The following is a 17240-nucleotide window of genomic DNA, read 5'->3' on the forward strand; positions in this document are numbered from 1 at the left end:
CCTTGAGTTTCTTACACTACACCTGCACGCAGCAGATCATGCATATGTAACACACCGAGTAATTGGTCGCCATCAGCAACCATTACCGAGGTGATATGGCGGGACTGCATTAAGTTCAGGGCATCGACGGCAAGAATACCCGGACGCACGCGAATGCCTCCAGGGGTCATCACATCGGCAATGCCTAACTGGCGTACATCAACGCCCATATCGAAGACACGACGTAAATCGCCATCGGTGAAAATACCGTCAATCTTCATGGCATCATCGCAAATGACGGTCATGCCGAGATTTTTACGCGTGATCTCAATTAAGGCGTCACGCAGGCTGGCGTTTTTGGTCACATGCGGGATCTCGTCGCCCGTATGCATAATATCGTTAACGCGCAGTAAAAGCTTACGGCCCAGTGCGCCACCGGGATGAGACAACGCAAAATCTTCCGCGGTAAAGCCGCGCGCTTTTAATAATGCCACCGCGAGGGCATCGCCCATCACCAGTGTTGCTGTCGTACTGCTGGTCGGCGCCAGGCCTAACGGACAAGCTTCCTTGGGCACTTTAACACACAGATGCACATCTGCCGCACGCGCCATACTGCTTTCAGGACGACCGGTCATGCAAATAAGCGGTACATGAAGACGTTTTAATACCGGGATCAGCGCCGCTATCTCATTGGATTCACCGGAGTTAGAGATGGCGATGACCACATCCTGCGGCGAGACCATACCCAGATCGCCATGTGCGGCTTCGCCTGGGTGTACAAAAAATGAGGGGGTGCCGGTGCTGGCAAATGTGGCTGCCATTTTCCGCCCGATATGGCCGGATTTCCCCATTCCCATCACCACCACTTTGCCCGGGCAGCTGAATATTTTCTCGCATGCGAGGGTAAAATTTTGGTTGATGTACTGATCAAGCTCCGCCAGGCCTTCACGTTCAATTGCCAGGACTTCCTTGCCTGCTTGCTGAAAGTCAAAACCCGGTTGCAACTCTAAGTGCGACATAATGCGTTTCCAGTTATCCAACGAGAAGTGGCGATAACCAATACAGCATCGCCAGCCATATGATAAAACCGCCGGTCAGCAGCGCACCTGCGCCGCGACCAATCTGGCGCGGACGTCGCCAGCAGAGTAGTGCAAAAATCACGCTCACCAGCAGCATGACGCTATAGTCACGGGTGAAGGCCATCGGGTTGACTTCACCCGGCGTAATCAGCGCCGGTAGCCCGAGGACGATAACGATATTAAAAATGTTTGCGCCGATAATGTTACCGACGGCAATATCATTTTCACCTTTACGCAGACCCGCAATCGCTGTTGCCAGCTCCGGCAGGCTGGTACCAATGGCGACCACTGTCAGCCCGATAGTAAGTTCGCTCATGGCGAAATAGTTCGCCAGTACGGTCGCGTTGTCCACCACCATACGTGTTGCCATTGGCATGATAATCAGCGCAATGCCCAACCACAAAAATGCGACCGGTAATCCGCCTTCGCGCGGCAGCTCAGCTATCTGCTCACGTGTCAGGCTGTCATTGCCTTGTCGCTCGGCCAGACGGGCGATTTTAACAATGAATAGCAGCCATAGCACGGCCAGAAGCAGAAGAAAGAAACCGTCGCTGCGGCTTAACTGCCCGTCATACAGGACGGATGCAGCTAAAATACTTACCAGCAACATTAGCGGTAATTCACGACGCAGAACATCAGAATGCACGGTAAAAGGATGAATCAGCGCCGACAGGCCTAAAATAAGCAGAATGTTGGTGATGTTAGAACCTATAGCGGTCCCGACAGCCAGATCGAGTTGCCCATTCATCGATGCGGCAACGGAGACAATTATCTCGGGTAACGACGTACCCATGCTGACCACGGTCATTCCGATGATAATGGGAGGAATACCGAAGTTTCGACATAAAATGGATGCAGCAAATACCAGACGGTCGGCACCGTAGACCACCAGAAGTAAACCAATTATTAACAGCGCCGTCGCTAAAAGCATCTAAAGTCCTTTCTTCAGGTATACTCGCCGGTCCACTTGAAGGATCTTCTGGAAGCCGTAACGAAGTCTTAATTTTGACTTTATGCGGCTAAAAAGTAAAACAAATGCCAGCTTTCGCTAACCAGGACAGGCAATAATCTGTAAATATGTTGAGTTCATGGCTAAATTGAGCGCCAAACTCTTCGATCAACGAGGCAATAGTAAAGGATGAATCAATGGGGCAGTCTGTGGCGAATCTAGTCGATATGCGCGATGTCAGCTTTTCCCGGGGTGACCGCTGCATCTTTGATAATATTTCCCTGACGGTACCGCGCGGTAAGGTGACGGCGATCATGGGGCCATCAGGCATCGGCAAAACGACGCTGTTGCGTCTGATTGGCGGACAGATCCCCCCGGATAAGGGCGAGATCCTGTTTGACGGTGAGAACGTCCCGGCCATGTCCCGTTCGCGTTTATTTACCGTGCGTAAGCGCATGAGTATGCTGTTTCAGTCTGGGGCGCTATTTACCGACATGAATGTGTTTGACAACGTCGCGTACCCTCTGCGCGAGCATACGACGTTGCCAGCGCCGTTGCTGAAGAGCACGGTGATGATGAAGCTCGAGGCCGTCGGCCTGCGGGGTGCGGCCAAATTAATGCCTTCTGAATTATCCGGTGGGATGGCGCGTCGCGCCGCGTTAGCACGTGCTATCGCGCTGGAGCCAGACCTCATCATGTTTGATGAGCCGTTCGTCGGCCAGGATCCCATCACCATGGGCGTTCTGGTGAAGCTGATTTCAGAACTGAACAGCGCGCTGGGCGTCACCTGTGTGGTGGTATCCCATGATGTGCCTGAGGTACTGAGTATTGCGGATTACGCCTATATAATGGCGGACAAAAAAATAGTGGCCTACGGTAGTGCTCAGGCACTACAAGAAAATGCCGATCCGCGCGTACGCCAGTTCCTGGACGGCATTGCCGATGGACCGGTTCCGTTCCGTTACCCGGCGGGCGACTACCACATCGATTTACTCAAAACAGGGAGTTAAGCCACCCATGTTGTTAAATGCGCTGGCATCACTCGGACATCGGGGAATAAAAACCCTCAGGACGTTCGGGCGAGCCGGATTAATGTTGTTCAATGCGGTTGTCGGCAAGCCGGAGTTTCGCAAACATGCGCCGCTGCTGATACGCCAGCTCTATAATGTCGGTGTCTTATCGATGCTGATCATTATTGTTTCTGGCGTGTTCATCGGTATGGTGCTGGGGTTGCAGGGATACCTGGTGCTAACCACCTACAGCGCGGAAACCAGCCTCGGTATGCTGGTGGCACTGTCATTGTTACGTGAGTTGGGACCGGTTGTTGCGGCGCTGCTGTTTGCCGGGCGGGCCGGGTCGGCCTTAACCGCAGAAATTGGCCTGATGCGGGCGACCGAACAGCTTTCCAGTCTGGAGATGATGGCCGTCGATCCACTGCGCCGGGTGATTTCCCCACGTTTTTGGGCTGGCGTCATTTCATTGCCGCTGCTGACGATTATTTTTGTCGCAGTGGGTATCTGGGGTGGTTCACTGGTTGGCGTAAGCTGGAAGGGTATTGATGCAGGCTTCTTCTGGTCGGCTATGCAAAATGCCGTCGACTGGCGTCTGGACCTGGTTAACTGTCTGATTAAGAGCGTGGTGTTCGCCATTACGGTCACCTGGATTGCATTGTTCAATGGTTATGATGCGATCCCGACCTCTGCCGGGATTAGCCGGGCAACGACACGCACCGTTGTGCACGCCTCTCTTGCCGTTCTGGGGCTGGATTTTGTGCTGACCGCACTGATGTTTGGGAATTGAGTTCATGCAAACGAAAAAGAATGAAATTTGGGTCGGGTTATTCCTGCTGGTTGCGCTGCTGGCAGCGCTGTTTGTTTGCCTGAAGGCGGCGAACGTTACCTCAATGCGTACTGAGCCGACTTACACGATTTATGCGACCTTTGATAATATCGGCGGCCTGAGAGAGCGTTCTCCGGTGCGGATTGGCGGGGTGGTAGTTGGACGCGTATCGGACATCTCGTTAGATCCGAAAACGTACCTGCCGCGCGTGACGCTGGAAATCGAATCGCGTTTTAACCATATTCCTGACACCAGTTCTCTGAGCATCCGTACTTCCGGTCTGCTGGGCGAACAGTATCTGGCATTGAATGTGGGTTTTGAAGATCCTGATCTGGGAACGTCTATCCTCAAAGATGGCGGTACGATTCAGGACACGAAATCCGCGATGGTGCTGGAAGATATGATTGGTCAGTTCCTTTACAACAGCAACAGTAAAGGTGATGACAATAAGAATTCTGGCGATGCGCCAGCCGCAACTGACGGCAATAATGAAGCCACTACGCCTGCGGGCGCAACGAAATAATCTCAGGAGAATCGACGTATGTTTAAACGATTGATGATGGTGGCTATGCTGGTGATTGCCCCGCTTAGCGCAGCAACTGCAGCCGACCAAACGAACCCGTACAAACAGATGAATGAGGCGGCGCAGAAGACATTTGACCGTCTGAAGAATGAACAACCTAAAATCCGCGCAAACCCGGATTACCTGCGCCAGGTTGTCGATCAGGAACTGTTGCCATACGTGCAGGTTAAATATGCGGGTGCGCTGGTACTGGGGCGCTACTACAAAGATGCGACCCCTGCTCAGCGTGAAGCCTATTTTGCCGCATTCCGTGAATATCTGAAGCAGGCCTACGGCCAGGCTCTGGCGATGTACCATGGCCAGACTTATGAAATTGCACCAGAGCAACCGCTGGGTGATGCGACCATCGTACCTATCCGCGTAACCATCATCGATCCAAACGGTCGTCCTCCGGTACGTTTGGATTTCCAGTGGCGTAAAAACTCCCAGACCGGTAACTGGCAGGCTTATGACATGATTGCTGAAGGCGTAAGTATGATCACCACCAAACAAAATGAGTGGAGCGACCTGCTGCGTACCAAAGGTATTGATGGCCTGACGGCGCAGCTGAAATCTATTGCTCAGCAGAAAATCACTCTGGAAGAGAAAAAATAATGACGCAGTCACTCACCTGGACGCGTGAAGGCGACAAGCTGGTGCTGGTGGGGGAGCTGGATCAGGACGTGTTAAACCCATTATGGGATGCGCGAATTGAGGCGATGAAAGGGGTATCCTGCATCGACCTGAACCAGGTATCCCGGGTAGATACCGGCGGTCTGGCGTTACTGTTGCATCTGATTAATCAGGGCAAGCAGCAGGGAAACAGCGTTTCACTCACTGGTGTTAACGATAAAGTGTACACGCTGGCGCAGCTTTACAATCTGCCTGACGACGTCCTTCCGCGTTAATTTTTCCAGGCCGGATAAGGTCTTGTGCCGCTATCCGGCAAAACCCCTGAGGGGGATCTGCCACTAAAGCCTTGTCTGATTTATCAGCGAGGCTTTTTGCTTATTTATGACAGCGCCACTTTGCTCTAAGATGTTGGGCTGTTTTCACTATCTGACGAATGAAGAGCCCATGGAAAATAATGAAATTCAGAGCGTGCTGATGAATGCACTCTCCCTCCAGGAAGTCCACGTTTCTGGCGACGGCAGTCACTTTCAGGTTATTGCCGTGGGTGAGATGTTTGAAGGCATGAGCCGGGTCAAGAAGCAGCAATCGGTCTATGGCCCGTTGATGGAGTACATTGCGGACAACCGCATTCATGCCGTGTCGATTAAGGCGTTTACCCCAGCGGAATGGGCGCGCGATCGCAAACTTAACGGTTTTTGAGCTACGGGTGATGTGCCGGTAGCGAAGATAAATTCTTAACAGAGAACAGAATAATGGATAAATTTCGTGTTCAGGGGCCAACTAAGCTCCAGGGCGAAGTCACAATTTCAGGCGCTAAAAACGCCGCACTGCCGATCCTGTTTGCGGCGCTGCTGGCTGAAGAACCTGTAGAGATCCAAAACGTCCCGAAACTGAAGGACGTTGACACATCAATGAAGCTGCTGAGCCAGCTGGGTGCGAAAGTTGAGCGTAATGGTTCTGTGCACATCGATGCGCGTGATGTGAACGTCTTCTGTGCGCCGTACGATTTGGTGAAAACCATGCGTGCATCCATTTGGGCGCTCGGGCCGCTGGTTGCCCGCTTTGGTCAGGGCCAGGTTTCACTGCCGGGTGGCTGTACCATTGGCGCGCGTCCGGTTGACCTGCACATTACCGGTCTGGAGCAGTTAGGCGCGACAATTAAGCTGGAAGAAGGCTATGTGAAGGCGTCCGTTGATGGCCGTCTGAAAGGCGCGCATATCGTCATGGACAAAGTGAGCGTCGGCGCGACGGTCACCATCATGTGCGCAGCAACGCTTGCCGAAGGCACCACCATCATCGAAAACGCTGCGCGCGAGCCGGAGATTGTGGATACCGCGAACTTCCTGATTGCGCTGGGCGCGAAGATCACGGGTCAGGGCACCGATCGTATTACCATCGAAGGCGTTGAGCGTCTTGGCGGTGGTGTTTATCGCGTTCTGCCAGATCGTATCGAAACCGGTACCTTCCTGGTGGCGGCGGCAATTTCTCGCGGCAAGATTATCTGCCGTAATGCACAGCCGGACACGCTGGATGCCGTTCTGGCGAAGCTGCGTGATGCGGGTGCGGATATTGAAGTGGGTGATGATTGGATCAGCCTTGATATGCACGGTAAACGTCCGAAAGCGGTCAATGTGCGTACTGCACCGCATCCGGCGTTCCCTACCGACATGCAGGCCCAGTTTACATTGCTGAACCTGGTGGCAGAAGGGACCGGCTTCATCACGGAAACCGTGTTTGAGAACCGCTTTATGCACGTGCCTGAGCTGAGCCGTATGGGCGCTCACGCAGAAATCGAAAGCAATACCGTGATTTGCCACGGCGTGGAAACGCTCTCTGGCGCACAGGTTATGGCGACCGATCTGCGCGCATCTGCAAGCCTGGTGCTGGCAGGGTGTATTGCTGAAGGTACGACGGTAGTCGACCGTATTTATCACATCGATCGCGGCTATGAGCGCATCGAAGATAAACTGCGTGCGCTGGGCGCAAACATTGAGCGCGTGAAAGGCGAGTAATCGTCAACGTCTCTTGTAACCCCCAGTTCAGTTGGCCGGGGGTTACAGCTCAATGTTCATTCCGGATTCTTTTTCTCTCTGCGACTCCTCATCATCCGCGTTCTGTCGATGAACTCATGCGTTTTGGCATCGTGATAGCGTGACGGCCAAATCACCCAGGGGTCAGTTCCCAGTGCCCGGGCGATAATCAACTCACCTTTTGGCCATGGTCTCGTTAACGCATTGGCCAGCGTTGATGAACTCAATCCATTTTTACGTGATTCAGCGGCCATTGAGGTCCCTTTCTTGCGCAGTCCGGCGATGATGTCGGCCGGATGCCAGTCAATCAGCTTGCTTTCCATCAATTCATCTCTCCTTTGGTTAACGGCTTACGGTTTCACGATCGGTTGTGCCGACACTATAACGCCCGAAGAACGAATGTTCTAAAATGTTCATGTAAAGTGTGTGTATATTCAGAAGATACCAAGGTTCTGCGTGATTATCTGGAGGGGGAAAATGATTACTGGAACTTATAAGAAAATCCCGTGCAGGGCACGGGATGAGGGAAGATGCTGTAGGGAATTAACGGTCGCGCTGCACGGCGATATGTGCCAGACCAATCAGCGCTTCTCTCCACGGCGTATCGGGCAGCACCTGAAGCGCAGCGATGGCTTTATCAGCCTCTTCTTCTGCCCGCTGACGGGTCCATTCCAGAGAACCACAGGCGTTCATCGCTTCCAGAACCGGCTCCAGAAGGTGACGACCATTACCTTGCTCAATGGCCTGGCGGATCATTAGCGCTTGTTCTGGGGTGCCGTGGCGCATGGCATGCAACAGTGGCAGCGTTGGTTTACCCTCATTGAGGTCATCACCGACGTTTTTACCCAGCTGCTCGCCATCTGCGCTGTAATCCAGCAAATCGTCAATTAACTGGAAAGCGGTACCGAGATAACGGCCATAATCCTGCAACCCTTTTTCTTGTTCTTCGCTACAGCCAGCCAGAATACCTGAACATTGGGCTGCCGCTTCAAACAAACGCGCGGTCTTACTGTAGATGACGCGCATATAGTTTTCTTCGGTGATGTCCGGGTCGTTGACGTTCATCAACTGCAAGACTTCACCTTCGGCAATGACGTTGACTGCTTTCGACATGACTTCCAGCACTTTCAACGAGCCAAGGCTGGTCATCATCTGAAATGCACGGGTATAGATAAAATCGCCAACCAGCACGCTGGCCGCATTACCAAACGCCGCATTTGCCGTAGCTTTCCCACGGCGCATGTCTGACTCATCCACAACATCGTCGTGCAGCAGGGTCGCTGTGTGGATAAACTCGATGAGGGCCGCAATCGTAACGTGCGCATTTTCCTGGTAACCAACGGCCCGCGCGGCGAGGACGGCGATCATTGGGCGAATGCGTTTTCCGCCGCCGCTAACGATGTAGTACCCCAGTTGATTGATCAACTGAACGTCGGAATTGAGCTGTTCAAGGATTGTCGCATTGACCCCCGCCATATCTTGCGCGGTTAACTCATTGATTTTTTCTAAATTCATCGCAAAAGCCGGGCTTCTCGCCCCGATTACCTTACTGTGTGGGAAGGTAACGTCGGGTTTAGGGTTATAAATATATGCTGATTGTACTGAAAAAACGCCGTAGATAAACGTTACCGTACGTGTTGTGTTTTTTTTCTTCATGTATTGACGGTAGCACTTGTCAAAGGCTCGCGTTTTGCGTAATATTCGCGCCCTATTGTGAATATTTATAGCGCACTCTGAATCATCAAAAAGGTGTGCGCGGAAGCGGAGTTTTTTATGTACGCGGTTTTCCAAAGTGGTGGTAAACAACACCGAGTAAGCGAAGGTCAGACCGTTCGCCTGGAAAAGCTGGACATCGCAACTGGCGAATCTGTTGAATTCGCAGAAGTTCTGATGATCGCAAACGGTGAAGAAGTCAAAATCGGCGTTCCTTTCGTTGATGGCGGCGTTATCAAAGCTGAAGTCGTTGCTCACGGTCGTGGCGAGAAAGTTAAAATTGTTAAGTTTCGTCGTCGTAAACACTACCGTAAGCAGCAGGGCCATCGTCAGTGGTTCACTGATGTGAAAATCACTGGCATCAGCGCTTAAGTTAAGGGGAGCAGATTAAATGGCACATAAAAAGGCTGGCGGCTCGACTCGTAACGGTCGCGATTCAGAAGCTAAACGTCTGGGCGTAAAACGCTTCGGCGGTGAAACAGTTCTGGCTGGTAGCATCATCGTTCGTCAACGTGGTACTAAATTCCACGCTGGCTCCAACGTTGGTTGCGGCAAAGACCACACTCTGTTTGCTAAAGCAGACGGTAAAGTGAAATTTGAAGTGAAAGGCCCGAAAAACCGTAAATTCATCAGCATCGTTGCTGAATAAGTTTTTCGCGTCCCGGTAACGGATAAAAGCCCCGCAACACGTTGCGGGGCTTTTTACATTCGACGGCCGGTAAATACGCTCGTCGCGCCGTGACAACCCGGAAACGAGCCCTTGCAGGGAATACGGCATGAAGCAGCAGGCAGGCATTGGTATTCTGTTAGCACTCACAACGGCGGTATGTTGGGGCGCTTTGCCAATAGCAATGAAGCAAGTGCTGGAGGTGATGGAGCCTCCTACCGTGGTGTTCTACCGTTTTTTAATGGCAAGCGTTGGCCTTGGCGCTATTCTTGCGGTTAAAAAAAAGCTCCCTCCGTTGCGTATTTTTCGCAAAGCGCGTTGGCTGGTGTTGCTGGCTATCGCAACCGGTGGGTTGTTCGGTAACTTCATTCTGTTTAGTTCATCCTTGCAGTATTTGAGCCCAACGGCTTCGCAGGTTATCGGTCAGCTGTCACCGGTTGGTATGATGATCGCCAGCGTCTTTATCCTGAAAGAAAAGATGCGCGGCACGCAGGTGATTGGCGCCATTATGCTTCTGAGCGGCCTGGTCCTGTTTTTTAATACCAGTCTGATCGAAATTTTTACCCGACTCACCGATTACACCTGGGGCGTTATCTTTGGTGTCGGTGCGGCGATGGTCTGGGTGAGTTATGGGGTCGCGCAAAAGGTGTTATTGCGCCGCCTGGCATCACCGCAGATCCTGTTTTTACTGTACACTTTATGTACGATTGCGTTGTTGCCGCTGGCTAAACCCGGTGTCATCACGCAGCTCAGCGACTGGCAGCTGGCATGCCTGGTATTCTGCGGCCTGAATACGCTGGTAGGATATGGCGCTCTCGCGGAAGCGATGGCGCGTTGGCAGGCGGCGCAGGTGAGCGCTCTTATCACGCTCACACCGCTGTTTACGTTGTTATTTTCAGATTTATTATCACTGGCCTGGCCCGATTTCTTCGCCAGACCGATGCTAAACCTATTAGGTTATCTCGGTGCGTTTATCGTGGTTGCGGGCGCGATGTATTCCGCCATTGGTCATCGAATTTGGGGCGGTTTACGTAAGCATGAAACGGTGGTTTCGCAACCCCGCTCAGGCGAATGATTTACGGAGAGTAAAATGAAGTTTGTTGATGAAGCATCGATTCTGGTCGTTGCAGGTGATGGCGGTAATGGTTGCGTCAGCTTCCGCCGCGAAAAGTACATCCCAAAAGGCGGTCCGGACGGTGGTGATGGTGGTGACGGTGGTGACGTTTGGCTGGAAGCCGACGAAAACCTGAACACACTGATCGATTACCGTTTTGAAAAATCATTCCGTGCGGAACGTGGTCAGAATGGCGCGAGCCGTGATTGCACCGGTAAGCGTGGCAAAGACGTTACCATTAAAGTACCTGTTGGTACGCGTGTTATCGATCAGGGCACGGGCGAAACCATGGGCGACATGACCAAACACGGTCAGCGTCTGATGGTCGCTAAAGGTGGCTGGCACGGTCTGGGCAACACCCGTTTCAAATCCTCGGTTAACCGTACTCCGCGTCAGAAAACAATGGGTACGCCGGGTGATAAGCGCGATCTGATGCTGGAGCTGATGCTGCTGGCGGACGTGGGTATGCTGGGCATGCCAAACGCTGGGAAATCGACGTTTATCCGTGCGGTGTCCGCGGCGAAGCCGAAAGTCGCTGATTATCCGTTTACCACCCTGGTGCCGAGCCTGGGCGTGGTGCGTATGGACAACGAAAAGAGCTTCGTGGTTGCCGACATTCCGGGACTGATTGAAGGCGCGGCTGAAGGCGCAGGCCTGGGCATCCGCTTCCTGAAACACCTGGAACGTTGCCGTGTACTGCTTCACCTCATCGATATCGATCCGATTGATGGCTCTGATCCAGTTGAAAACGCCCGTATCATTATTGGCGAACTGGAAAAATACAGTCAGGATCTGGCATCTAAACCGCGCTGGTTAGTGTTCAACAAAATTGATTTGATGGACAAGGCTGAAGCGGAAGAGAAAGCGAAAGCGATCGCCGAAGCATTGGGTTGGGAAGGTAAATATTACCTGATCTCTGCCGCCAGCCAACTGGGCGTGAAAGATCTCTGCTGGGATGTGATGACCTTTATCATCGAGAACCCGATTGTTCAGGCTGAAGAAGCGAAACAGCCAGAGAAAGTTGAGTTCATGTGGGATGATTATCACCGCCAGCAGCTCGCTGAAGTCGAAGACGAAGCGGAAGATGACTGGGATGACGATTGGGACGAAGACGACGAAGAAGGCGTTGAGTTCATCTACAAGCGTTAATCTCGTCGCCGGATGGCGCTAGCGCTTATCCGGCCTACGGACGGCATCATATCGTAGGCCGGATAAGACGCGTTAGCGTCGACATCCGGCAATAATGCACTCAGTTATTCTGATAAATATCCTTGTACAACCGGCTCTCGAAGCGCACCAACGGAATACGGCGATTACGCTGGTCAGCTGGCTCTACCGCATAACCAGATAAATACTGCACGAATGCCATGCGTTGGCCGCTTGCCGTGGTGATGAAACCTGCGAGGTTATAAACCCCCTGCAGCGAGCCTGTCTTCGCCGATACTTTGCCATCCACACCAGCCTGATGCAGACCCGCACGGTATTGCAGAGAGCCGTCGTGGCCCGCCAGCGGCAGCATAGTGATAAAGTTCAGCTCGTTATCGTGTTGAGCGATATATTGCAGCACCTGCATCATGGTCGCTGGGGCAATCAGGTTATGGCGGGAGAGGCCAGAACCGTCGGCAATAATAGTGTTGCCGATATCGACGCCTGCCTGCTGACGCAAAATCTGGCGCACGGCGTCAGAACCCGCCCGCCAGGTGCCCGGCACGTTAAATCGGGCATGACCAATCATACGGAAAACGGTATCGGCAATCATGTTGTCCGATTTTTTCAGCATAATCTTAAGCAGGTCATGTAGCGGCGCAGACTGCTTACTGGCGACCACCGTTCCTGGTTCGTTGACCAACGTCTGGCGCAGCAGTGTACCGCTGTAGGTGATACCTGCTTGTTTTAGCTCATCTTTGATAATTGCCCCGGCATAGCTGGCACCGTCCTGAATGGCGAACGCCAGCGGCAGCGGATCGGCACGTTGTGGCAGGCATCCGGTCAGCGTATAGCGGTTGAGATCGCCGGGAACTACATCCAGTTCACAATATTGCGCTTCCGCAGAACCTCGGGCGAGAGTACGCACCTGACTGAACATGGTGACCGGGTAATAAGATGCCACGCGAATAAAGGCGAGATCGTTGGGTTTTTGCGCGCTGTAGAGTGAAACCGAGAAACAGTTTCTATCGACAATAGCCGCTGCGGGCGGTGCGCTAAAACACTGCGTCATGTCGTTCCAGGGCCAGCCGGGCGCTTTATCATGACTGGCAAAAATAGAGGTGTCGATCAGGACATTCCCGGCAATTTGCGTCACACCTGATTTTTTCAGGGTTGCCACCATATTGCGAATATCCTGGCGTTTTAGCGTCGGATCGGCACCAAATCGTGCCACTAAGTCACCTTTCAATACGCCGCCTTCCACGCTGCCTTTGGTCTCAAGCGTGGTGGTAAAACGAAAGTCAGGCCCGAGCTGAATCAATGCTGCCAGCGCGGTGATTACTTTCTGGGTACTGGCGGGCAGCGCCATCTGCTGGCTATGAAAATCAATCGCGGGTGCAGGTGCGCCAACCTTCTGTACCATAAGGGCGAGGTTGGCCCCGGCAGGGAGCTGATTGATATACTCGTCGACGTTCGCAGCCTGAACGCTGAACGCTATACTGGCAGTCAATCCGATGGTAAATCTGGAAAATCGCATAATCTCGCGCTAACAACCTGGAAACAGGCCGTCATACTACGGCGCAACGCCCCAAAAAGTAAACGATGACCCATAAGGAACTCCAGGGTAAAATGATCATCAAATAGAGAATTGTAGCTGACCTGGGACCTTGAGCCCCGGGTCGGTATTTTTTTGCTTCTGACTCTGGCATGACACACGCCAGGGTGGGCTTAGCAGCCGGGGTGAGAGCAACTACCCCCTACAGGAATGTTCAAGAGGTATAACAAATGCAAGCTATCCCGATGACCTTACGTGGTGCTGAAAAACTGCGCGAAGAGCTGGATTTTCTGAAATCTGTGCGCCGTCCTGAAATTATTGCCGCTATCGCTGAAGCGCGTGAGCACGGTGACCTGAAAGAGAACGCGGAGTATCACGCGGCGCGTGAACAGCAGGGTTTCTGCGAAGGACGCATTAAAGATATCGAAGCTAAACTGTCCAACGCGCAGGTAATCGACGTTACTAAGATGCCGAACAATGGCCGCGTTGTTTTCGGTGCGACGGTTACCGTTCTGAATCTCGATAACGATGAAGAGCAGACCTGGCGTATTGTCGGCGATGATGAAGCCGATTTTAAACAGAACCTGATTTCAGTGAACTCGCCTATCGCTCGTGGCCTGATCGGTAAAGAGCAGGATGACGTCGTAGTTATCAAAACGCCGGGCGGCGAAGTGGAATATGAAGTGACGAAGGTAGAATACCTGTAATTCGCATCTTGGTTAAGATGTTGATACATTGTAAAGAAAGGAAAAAGGCCGCATAGCGGCCTTTTATCAACGAAGAGAGCGTGGCATTTTGCTCTCCTGCTAGCGGAAAACCCCGCGTTTTACACAAACTTCGTGTGCAACTTTGGGATATTCTTAGCGTGGCAGCGAGATTTTACGTTCTTTAGTCGGGCGATACAGTACCAGCGTTTTGCCGATGACCTGTACATTGCAGGCGCCGGTTTCGCGTACGATAGCTTCCACGATCAAGGTTTTAGTATCGCGATCTTCCGAGGCGATTTTCACCTTGATAAGTTCATGGTGCTCTAACGCTTGTTCAATCTCGGCCAGTACCCCTTCGGTCAAACCATTATTGCCAAGCATAACTACAGGCTTGAGCGGATGTGCCAGACCTTTCAGGTGCTGTTTTTGTTTAGTACTCAGATTCATCGTATATTTTTGCTTACGTTGGGATTGAAAACGGGTCATTCTACCGCCATCTCCCATATATCACCAAATAGCTGTGTAGAAATTTACACCATTGGTTACGATGAACTGCCCTTTGGGAATGTGAAATGACAGGTAAAAAGCGTTCTGCCAGCTCGAGTCGCTGGCTTCAGGAACACTTTAGCGATAAATATGTTCAACAGGCGCAGAAAAAGGGGTTACGTTCCCGTGCCTGGTTTAAACTTGATGAAATACAGCAAAGTGACAAAATTTTTAAACCGGGGATGACAATAGTTGATCTCGGTGCTGCACCCGGTGGCTGGTCGCAATATGCAGTTACGCAGATCGGCAACACCGGCCGCATTATCGCTTGCGATCTTTTACCTATGGATCCAATCGTTGGTGTGGACTTCCTTCAGGGCGACTTTCGTGATGAATTAGTCCTGAAAGCGTTACTTGAACGCGTAGGTGACAGTAAAGTACAAGTTGTCATGTCTGATATGGCGCCAAATATGTGTGGAACACCGGCGGTGGATATTCCCCGGGCCATGTATCTGGTAGAGCTGGCGCTTGGAATGGCTCGTGATGTATTAGCGCCAGGTGGTAGTTTTGTAGTGAAGGTGTTCCAGGGCGAAGGCTTCGATGAGTATCTAAGAGAAATTCGCTCCCTGTTTACGAAGGTCAAAGTTCGTAAGCCGGACTCTTCTCGCGCCCGTTCGCGTGAAGTGTATATTGTAGCGACCGGGCGTAAACCATAACCGGCAGATTTCAAACGAAAGTTTGAAAGAAACTGGATATAGAGTATCCTGACGCTGTTTTTAACACAGTTGTAATATGAGGTTAATCCCTTGAGTGACATGGCGAAAAACCTAATTCTCTGGCTGGTCATTGCCGTTGTGCTGATGTCAGTATTCCAGAGCTTTGGGCCCAGCGAGTCTAATGGCCGTAAGGTTGATTACTCTACCTTCCTGCAAGAGGTCAATCAGGACCAGGTTCGTGAAGCGAAGATCAACGGACGTGAGATTAACGTTACCAAGAAAGATAGTAACCGTTACACGACCTACATCCCGGTTAACGATCCGAAGCTGCTTGATAACCTGCTGACCAAAAACGTCAAGGTTGTTGGCGAACCACCTGAAGAGCCGAGCCTGCTGGCTTCTATCTTCATTTCCTGGTTCCCAATGCTGCTGCTGATTGGTGTCTGGATCTTCTTCATGCGTCAGATGCAGGGCGGTGGTGGCAAAGGTGCCATGTCGTTCGGCAAGAGCAAAGCGCGCATGCTGACGGAAGATCAGATCAAAACGACTTTTGCTGACGTTGCGGGTTGTGACGAAGCAAAAGAAGAAGTCGCTGAGCTGGTTGAGTATCTGCGCGAACCGAGCCGTTTCCAGAAACTGGGCGGTAAAATCCCGAAAGGCGTCCTGATGGTTGGTCCTCCGGGTACGGGTAAAACCCTGCTGGCGAAAGCTATCGCAGGTGAAGCGAAGGTTCCATTCTTCACAATTTCCGGTTCTGATTTCGTGGAAATGTTCGTGGGTGTCGGTGCATCTCGTGTGCGTGACATGTTCGAACAAGCCAAGAAAGCGGCACCGTGCATCATCTTCATCGATGAAATCGACGCCGTAGGTCGCCAGCGTGGCGCAGGTCTGGGCGGTGGTCACGATGAACGTGAACAGACGCTGAACCAGATGCTGGTTGAGATGGACGGCTTCGAAGGTAACGAAGGTATTATCGTTATCGCAGCAACTAACCGTCCGGACGTTCTTGACCCTGCGCTGCTGCGTCCAGGCCGTTTCGACCGTCAGGTTGTGGTTGGTCTGCCAGACGTTCGCGGTCGTGAACAGATCCTGAAAGTGCATATGCGTCGCGTACCGCTGTCTCCGGATATCGATGCGGCAATCATTGCACGTGGCACACCTGGCTTCTCCGGTGCGGACCTCGCGAACCTGGTGAACGAAGCGGCGCTGTTTGCTGCTCGTGGCAACAAGCGCGTAGTGTCGATGGTTGAGTTCGAAAAAGCGAAAGACAAAATCATGATGGGTGCGGAACGTCGCTCCATGGTGATGACGGAAGCGCAGAAAGAATCTACCGCGTATCACGAAGCTGGCCACGCGATTATCGGTCGCCTGGTACCGGAACACGATCCGGTGCACAAAGTAACGATTATCCCGCGCGGTCGTGCGCTGGGTGTGACCTTCTTCCTGCCTGAAGGCGACGCAATCAGCGCCAGCCGTCAGAAACTGGAAAGTCAGATCTCCACACTGTACGGTGGCCGTCTGGCGGAAGAGATCATCTACGGTGCTGAACATGTTTCTACCGGTGCGTCGAACGACATTAAAGTCGCGACTAACCTGGCGCGTAACATGGTTACTCAGTGGGGCTTCTCCGATAAACTCGGTCCGTTGCTGTACGCTGAAGAAGAAGGCGAAGTGTTCCTGGGACGTTCTGTGGCGAAAGCGAAACACATGTCCGATGAAACCGCTCGCATTATCGATCAGGAAGTTAAGCTGCTGATTGAGCGTAACTATGACCGTGCTCGTCGTTTGCTGAACGAAAACATGGACATTCTGCACTCGATGAAAGATGCACTCATGAAATATGAGACCATCGATGCGCCGCAGATTGACGATCTGATGGCTCGCCGCGACGTGCGTCCGCCAGCGGGTTGGGAAGAACCGGGTTCTTCTAACAACAACTCTGGCAGCACCGGCAAGCCGAGTGCACCGCGTCCGGTTGATGAACCGCGTGCGCCGGACTCTGGCACTATGTCAGAGCAACTGGGCGACAAATAAGTTATCGTTGATGATGACCGTGTTTTAATTG

General features: G+C 52.3%; 20 protein-coding genes. 14 read left to right on the forward strand and 6 right to left on the reverse strand.

Annotated features, from left to right (window positions below):
• Positions 1–11: 11 nt before the first annotated feature.
• Entirely contained in the window at positions 12–998 is a 987-nt protein-coding gene (gene kdsD, locus OGX90_RS04640; RefSeq protein ID WP_003025063.1) for an arabinose-5-phosphate isomerase KdsD, read from the reverse strand.
• Positions 999–1011: 13 nt separating this feature from the next.
• Positions 1012–1989 (reverse strand): calcium/sodium antiporter, encoded by a 978-nt coding sequence (locus OGX90_RS04645; protein WP_003828751.1) that lies wholly within the window; start codon positions 1987–1989, stop codon positions 1012–1014.
• Positions 1990–2204: 215 nt separating this feature from the next.
• Between OGX90_RS04645 and mlaF the strand changes: the two genes are divergently transcribed.
• The 7 genes from mlaF (at position 2205) to murA (ending at position 7053) form a co-directional block, all read left to right on the forward strand.
• Positions 2205–3017: a phospholipid ABC transporter ATP-binding protein MlaF gene (mlaF, locus tag OGX90_RS04650; protein WP_003828749.1), complete on the forward strand. Its 813-nt coding sequence runs from the start codon at positions 2205–2207 to the stop codon at positions 3015–3017.
• A 7-nt stretch (positions 3018–3024) separates the two neighbouring features.
• Positions 3025–3807, forward strand: a complete 783-nt coding sequence (gene mlaE, locus OGX90_RS04655) for a lipid asymmetry maintenance ABC transporter permease subunit MlaE (RefSeq protein WP_003025053.1) — start codon at positions 3025–3027, stop codon at positions 3805–3807.
• 4 nt (positions 3808–3811) lie between these two features.
• Positions 3812–4369 (forward strand): outer membrane lipid asymmetry maintenance protein MlaD, encoded by a 558-nt coding sequence (gene mlaD, locus OGX90_RS04660; RefSeq protein WP_191226738.1) that lies wholly within the window; start codon positions 3812–3814, stop codon positions 4367–4369.
• Positions 4370–4387: 18 nt separating this feature from the next.
• Positions 4388–5023, forward strand: a complete 636-nt coding sequence (gene mlaC / locus OGX90_RS04665) for a phospholipid-binding protein MlaC (protein ID WP_008785928.1) — start codon at positions 4388–4390, stop codon at positions 5021–5023.
• On the forward strand, positions 5023–5316 hold the full coding sequence (gene mlaB / locus OGX90_RS04670; protein ID WP_003025045.1) for a lipid asymmetry maintenance protein MlaB: 294 nt from the start codon (positions 5023–5025) through the stop codon (positions 5314–5316). Before mlaC ends, mlaB begins: the two co-directional genes overlap by 1 nt.
• A gap of 169 nt (positions 5317–5485) precedes the next feature.
• Positions 5486–5740: a BolA family iron metabolism protein IbaG gene (ibaG, locus tag OGX90_RS04675; protein ID WP_003025040.1), complete on the forward strand. Its 255-nt coding sequence runs from the start codon at positions 5486–5488 to the stop codon at positions 5738–5740.
• Between the two features lie 53 nt (positions 5741–5793).
• A complete protein-coding gene (murA, locus tag OGX90_RS04680; RefSeq protein ID WP_003839949.1) occupies positions 5794–7053 on the forward strand; it encodes a UDP-N-acetylglucosamine 1-carboxyvinyltransferase in 1260 nt (419 codons plus the stop codon).
• Between the two features lie 56 nt (positions 7054–7109).
• On the opposite strand, the gene sfsB is transcribed toward murA, so the two are convergent.
• Both sfsB and ispB read right to left on the reverse strand, forming a co-directional pair.
• Positions 7110–7394, reverse strand: a complete 285-nt coding sequence (gene sfsB, locus OGX90_RS04685) for a DNA-binding transcriptional regulator SfsB (protein WP_003025035.1) — start codon at positions 7392–7394, stop codon at positions 7110–7112.
• A gap of 220 nt (positions 7395–7614) precedes the next feature.
• On the reverse strand, positions 7615–8586 hold the full coding sequence (gene ispB, locus OGX90_RS04690) for an octaprenyl diphosphate synthase (protein ID WP_003839953.1): 972 nt from the start codon (positions 8584–8586) through the stop codon (positions 7615–7617).
• Positions 8587–8844: 258 nt separating this feature from the next.
• On the opposite strand from ispB, the gene rplU reads away from it, so the two are divergent.
• The 4 genes from rplU to cgtA all read left to right on the forward strand — a co-directional run bounded on the left by rplU (position 8845) and on the right by cgtA (position 11714).
• Entirely contained in the window at positions 8845–9156 is a 312-nt protein-coding gene (gene rplU, locus OGX90_RS04695; RefSeq protein ID WP_003025032.1) for a 50S ribosomal protein L21, read from the forward strand.
• 19 nt (positions 9157–9175) lie between these two features.
• Positions 9176–9433, forward strand: a complete 258-nt coding sequence (gene rpmA / locus OGX90_RS04700; protein WP_003025030.1) for a 50S ribosomal protein L27 — start codon at positions 9176–9178, stop codon at positions 9431–9433.
• A 127-nt stretch (positions 9434–9560) separates the two neighbouring features.
• The gene (locus tag OGX90_RS04705; RefSeq protein WP_032945110.1) at positions 9561–10526 is read left to right on the forward strand and encodes a DMT family transporter; all 966 of its coding nucleotides are present in this window, start codon (positions 9561–9563) and stop codon (positions 10524–10526) included.
• A gap of 15 nt (positions 10527–10541) precedes the next feature.
• Positions 10542–11714: an Obg family GTPase CgtA gene (gene cgtA / locus OGX90_RS04710; protein WP_003828732.1), complete on the forward strand. Its 1173-nt coding sequence runs from the start codon at positions 10542–10544 to the stop codon at positions 11712–11714.
• 100 nt (positions 11715–11814) lie between these two features.
• On the opposite strand, the gene dacB is transcribed toward cgtA, so the two are convergent.
• On the reverse strand, positions 11815–13248 hold the full coding sequence (gene dacB, locus OGX90_RS04715) for a serine-type D-Ala-D-Ala carboxypeptidase (protein ID WP_032945109.1): 1434 nt from the start codon (positions 13246–13248) through the stop codon (positions 11815–11817).
• A gap of 248 nt (positions 13249–13496) precedes the next feature.
• Here dacB and greA point away from each other — a divergent pair, with 248 nt between their 5' ends.
• Entirely contained in the window at positions 13497–13973 is a 477-nt protein-coding gene (gene greA / locus OGX90_RS04720) for a transcription elongation factor GreA (RefSeq protein ID WP_003025019.1), read from the forward strand.
• 153 nt (positions 13974–14126) lie between these two features.
• On the opposite strand, the gene yhbY is transcribed toward greA, so the two are convergent.
• The gene (yhbY, locus tag OGX90_RS04725) at positions 14127–14420 is read right to left on the reverse strand and encodes a ribosome assembly RNA-binding protein YhbY (RefSeq protein ID WP_003025016.1); all 294 of its coding nucleotides are present in this window, start codon (positions 14418–14420) and stop codon (positions 14127–14129) included.
• A 125-nt stretch (positions 14421–14545) separates the two neighbouring features.
• Between yhbY and rlmE the strand changes: the two genes are divergently transcribed.
• Together rlmE and ftsH are read left to right on the forward strand one after the other, a co-directional pair.
• Positions 14546–15175, forward strand: a complete 630-nt coding sequence (rlmE, locus tag OGX90_RS04730; protein ID WP_003025015.1) for a 23S rRNA (uridine(2552)-2'-O)-methyltransferase RlmE — start codon at positions 14546–14548, stop codon at positions 15173–15175.
• 99 nt (positions 15176–15274) lie between these two features.
• On the forward strand, positions 15275–17209 hold the full coding sequence (gene ftsH, locus OGX90_RS04735; RefSeq protein ID WP_003025013.1) for an ATP-dependent zinc metalloprotease FtsH: 1935 nt from the start codon (positions 15275–15277) through the stop codon (positions 17207–17209).
• The last annotated feature ends 31 nt before the right edge of the window (positions 17210–17240 follow it).

The sequence above is a fragment of the Citrobacter sp. Cpo012 genome, assembly GCF_030333015.1.
Taxonomy (GTDB): domain Bacteria; phylum Pseudomonadota; class Gammaproteobacteria; order Enterobacterales; family Enterobacteriaceae; genus Citrobacter; species Citrobacter portucalensis.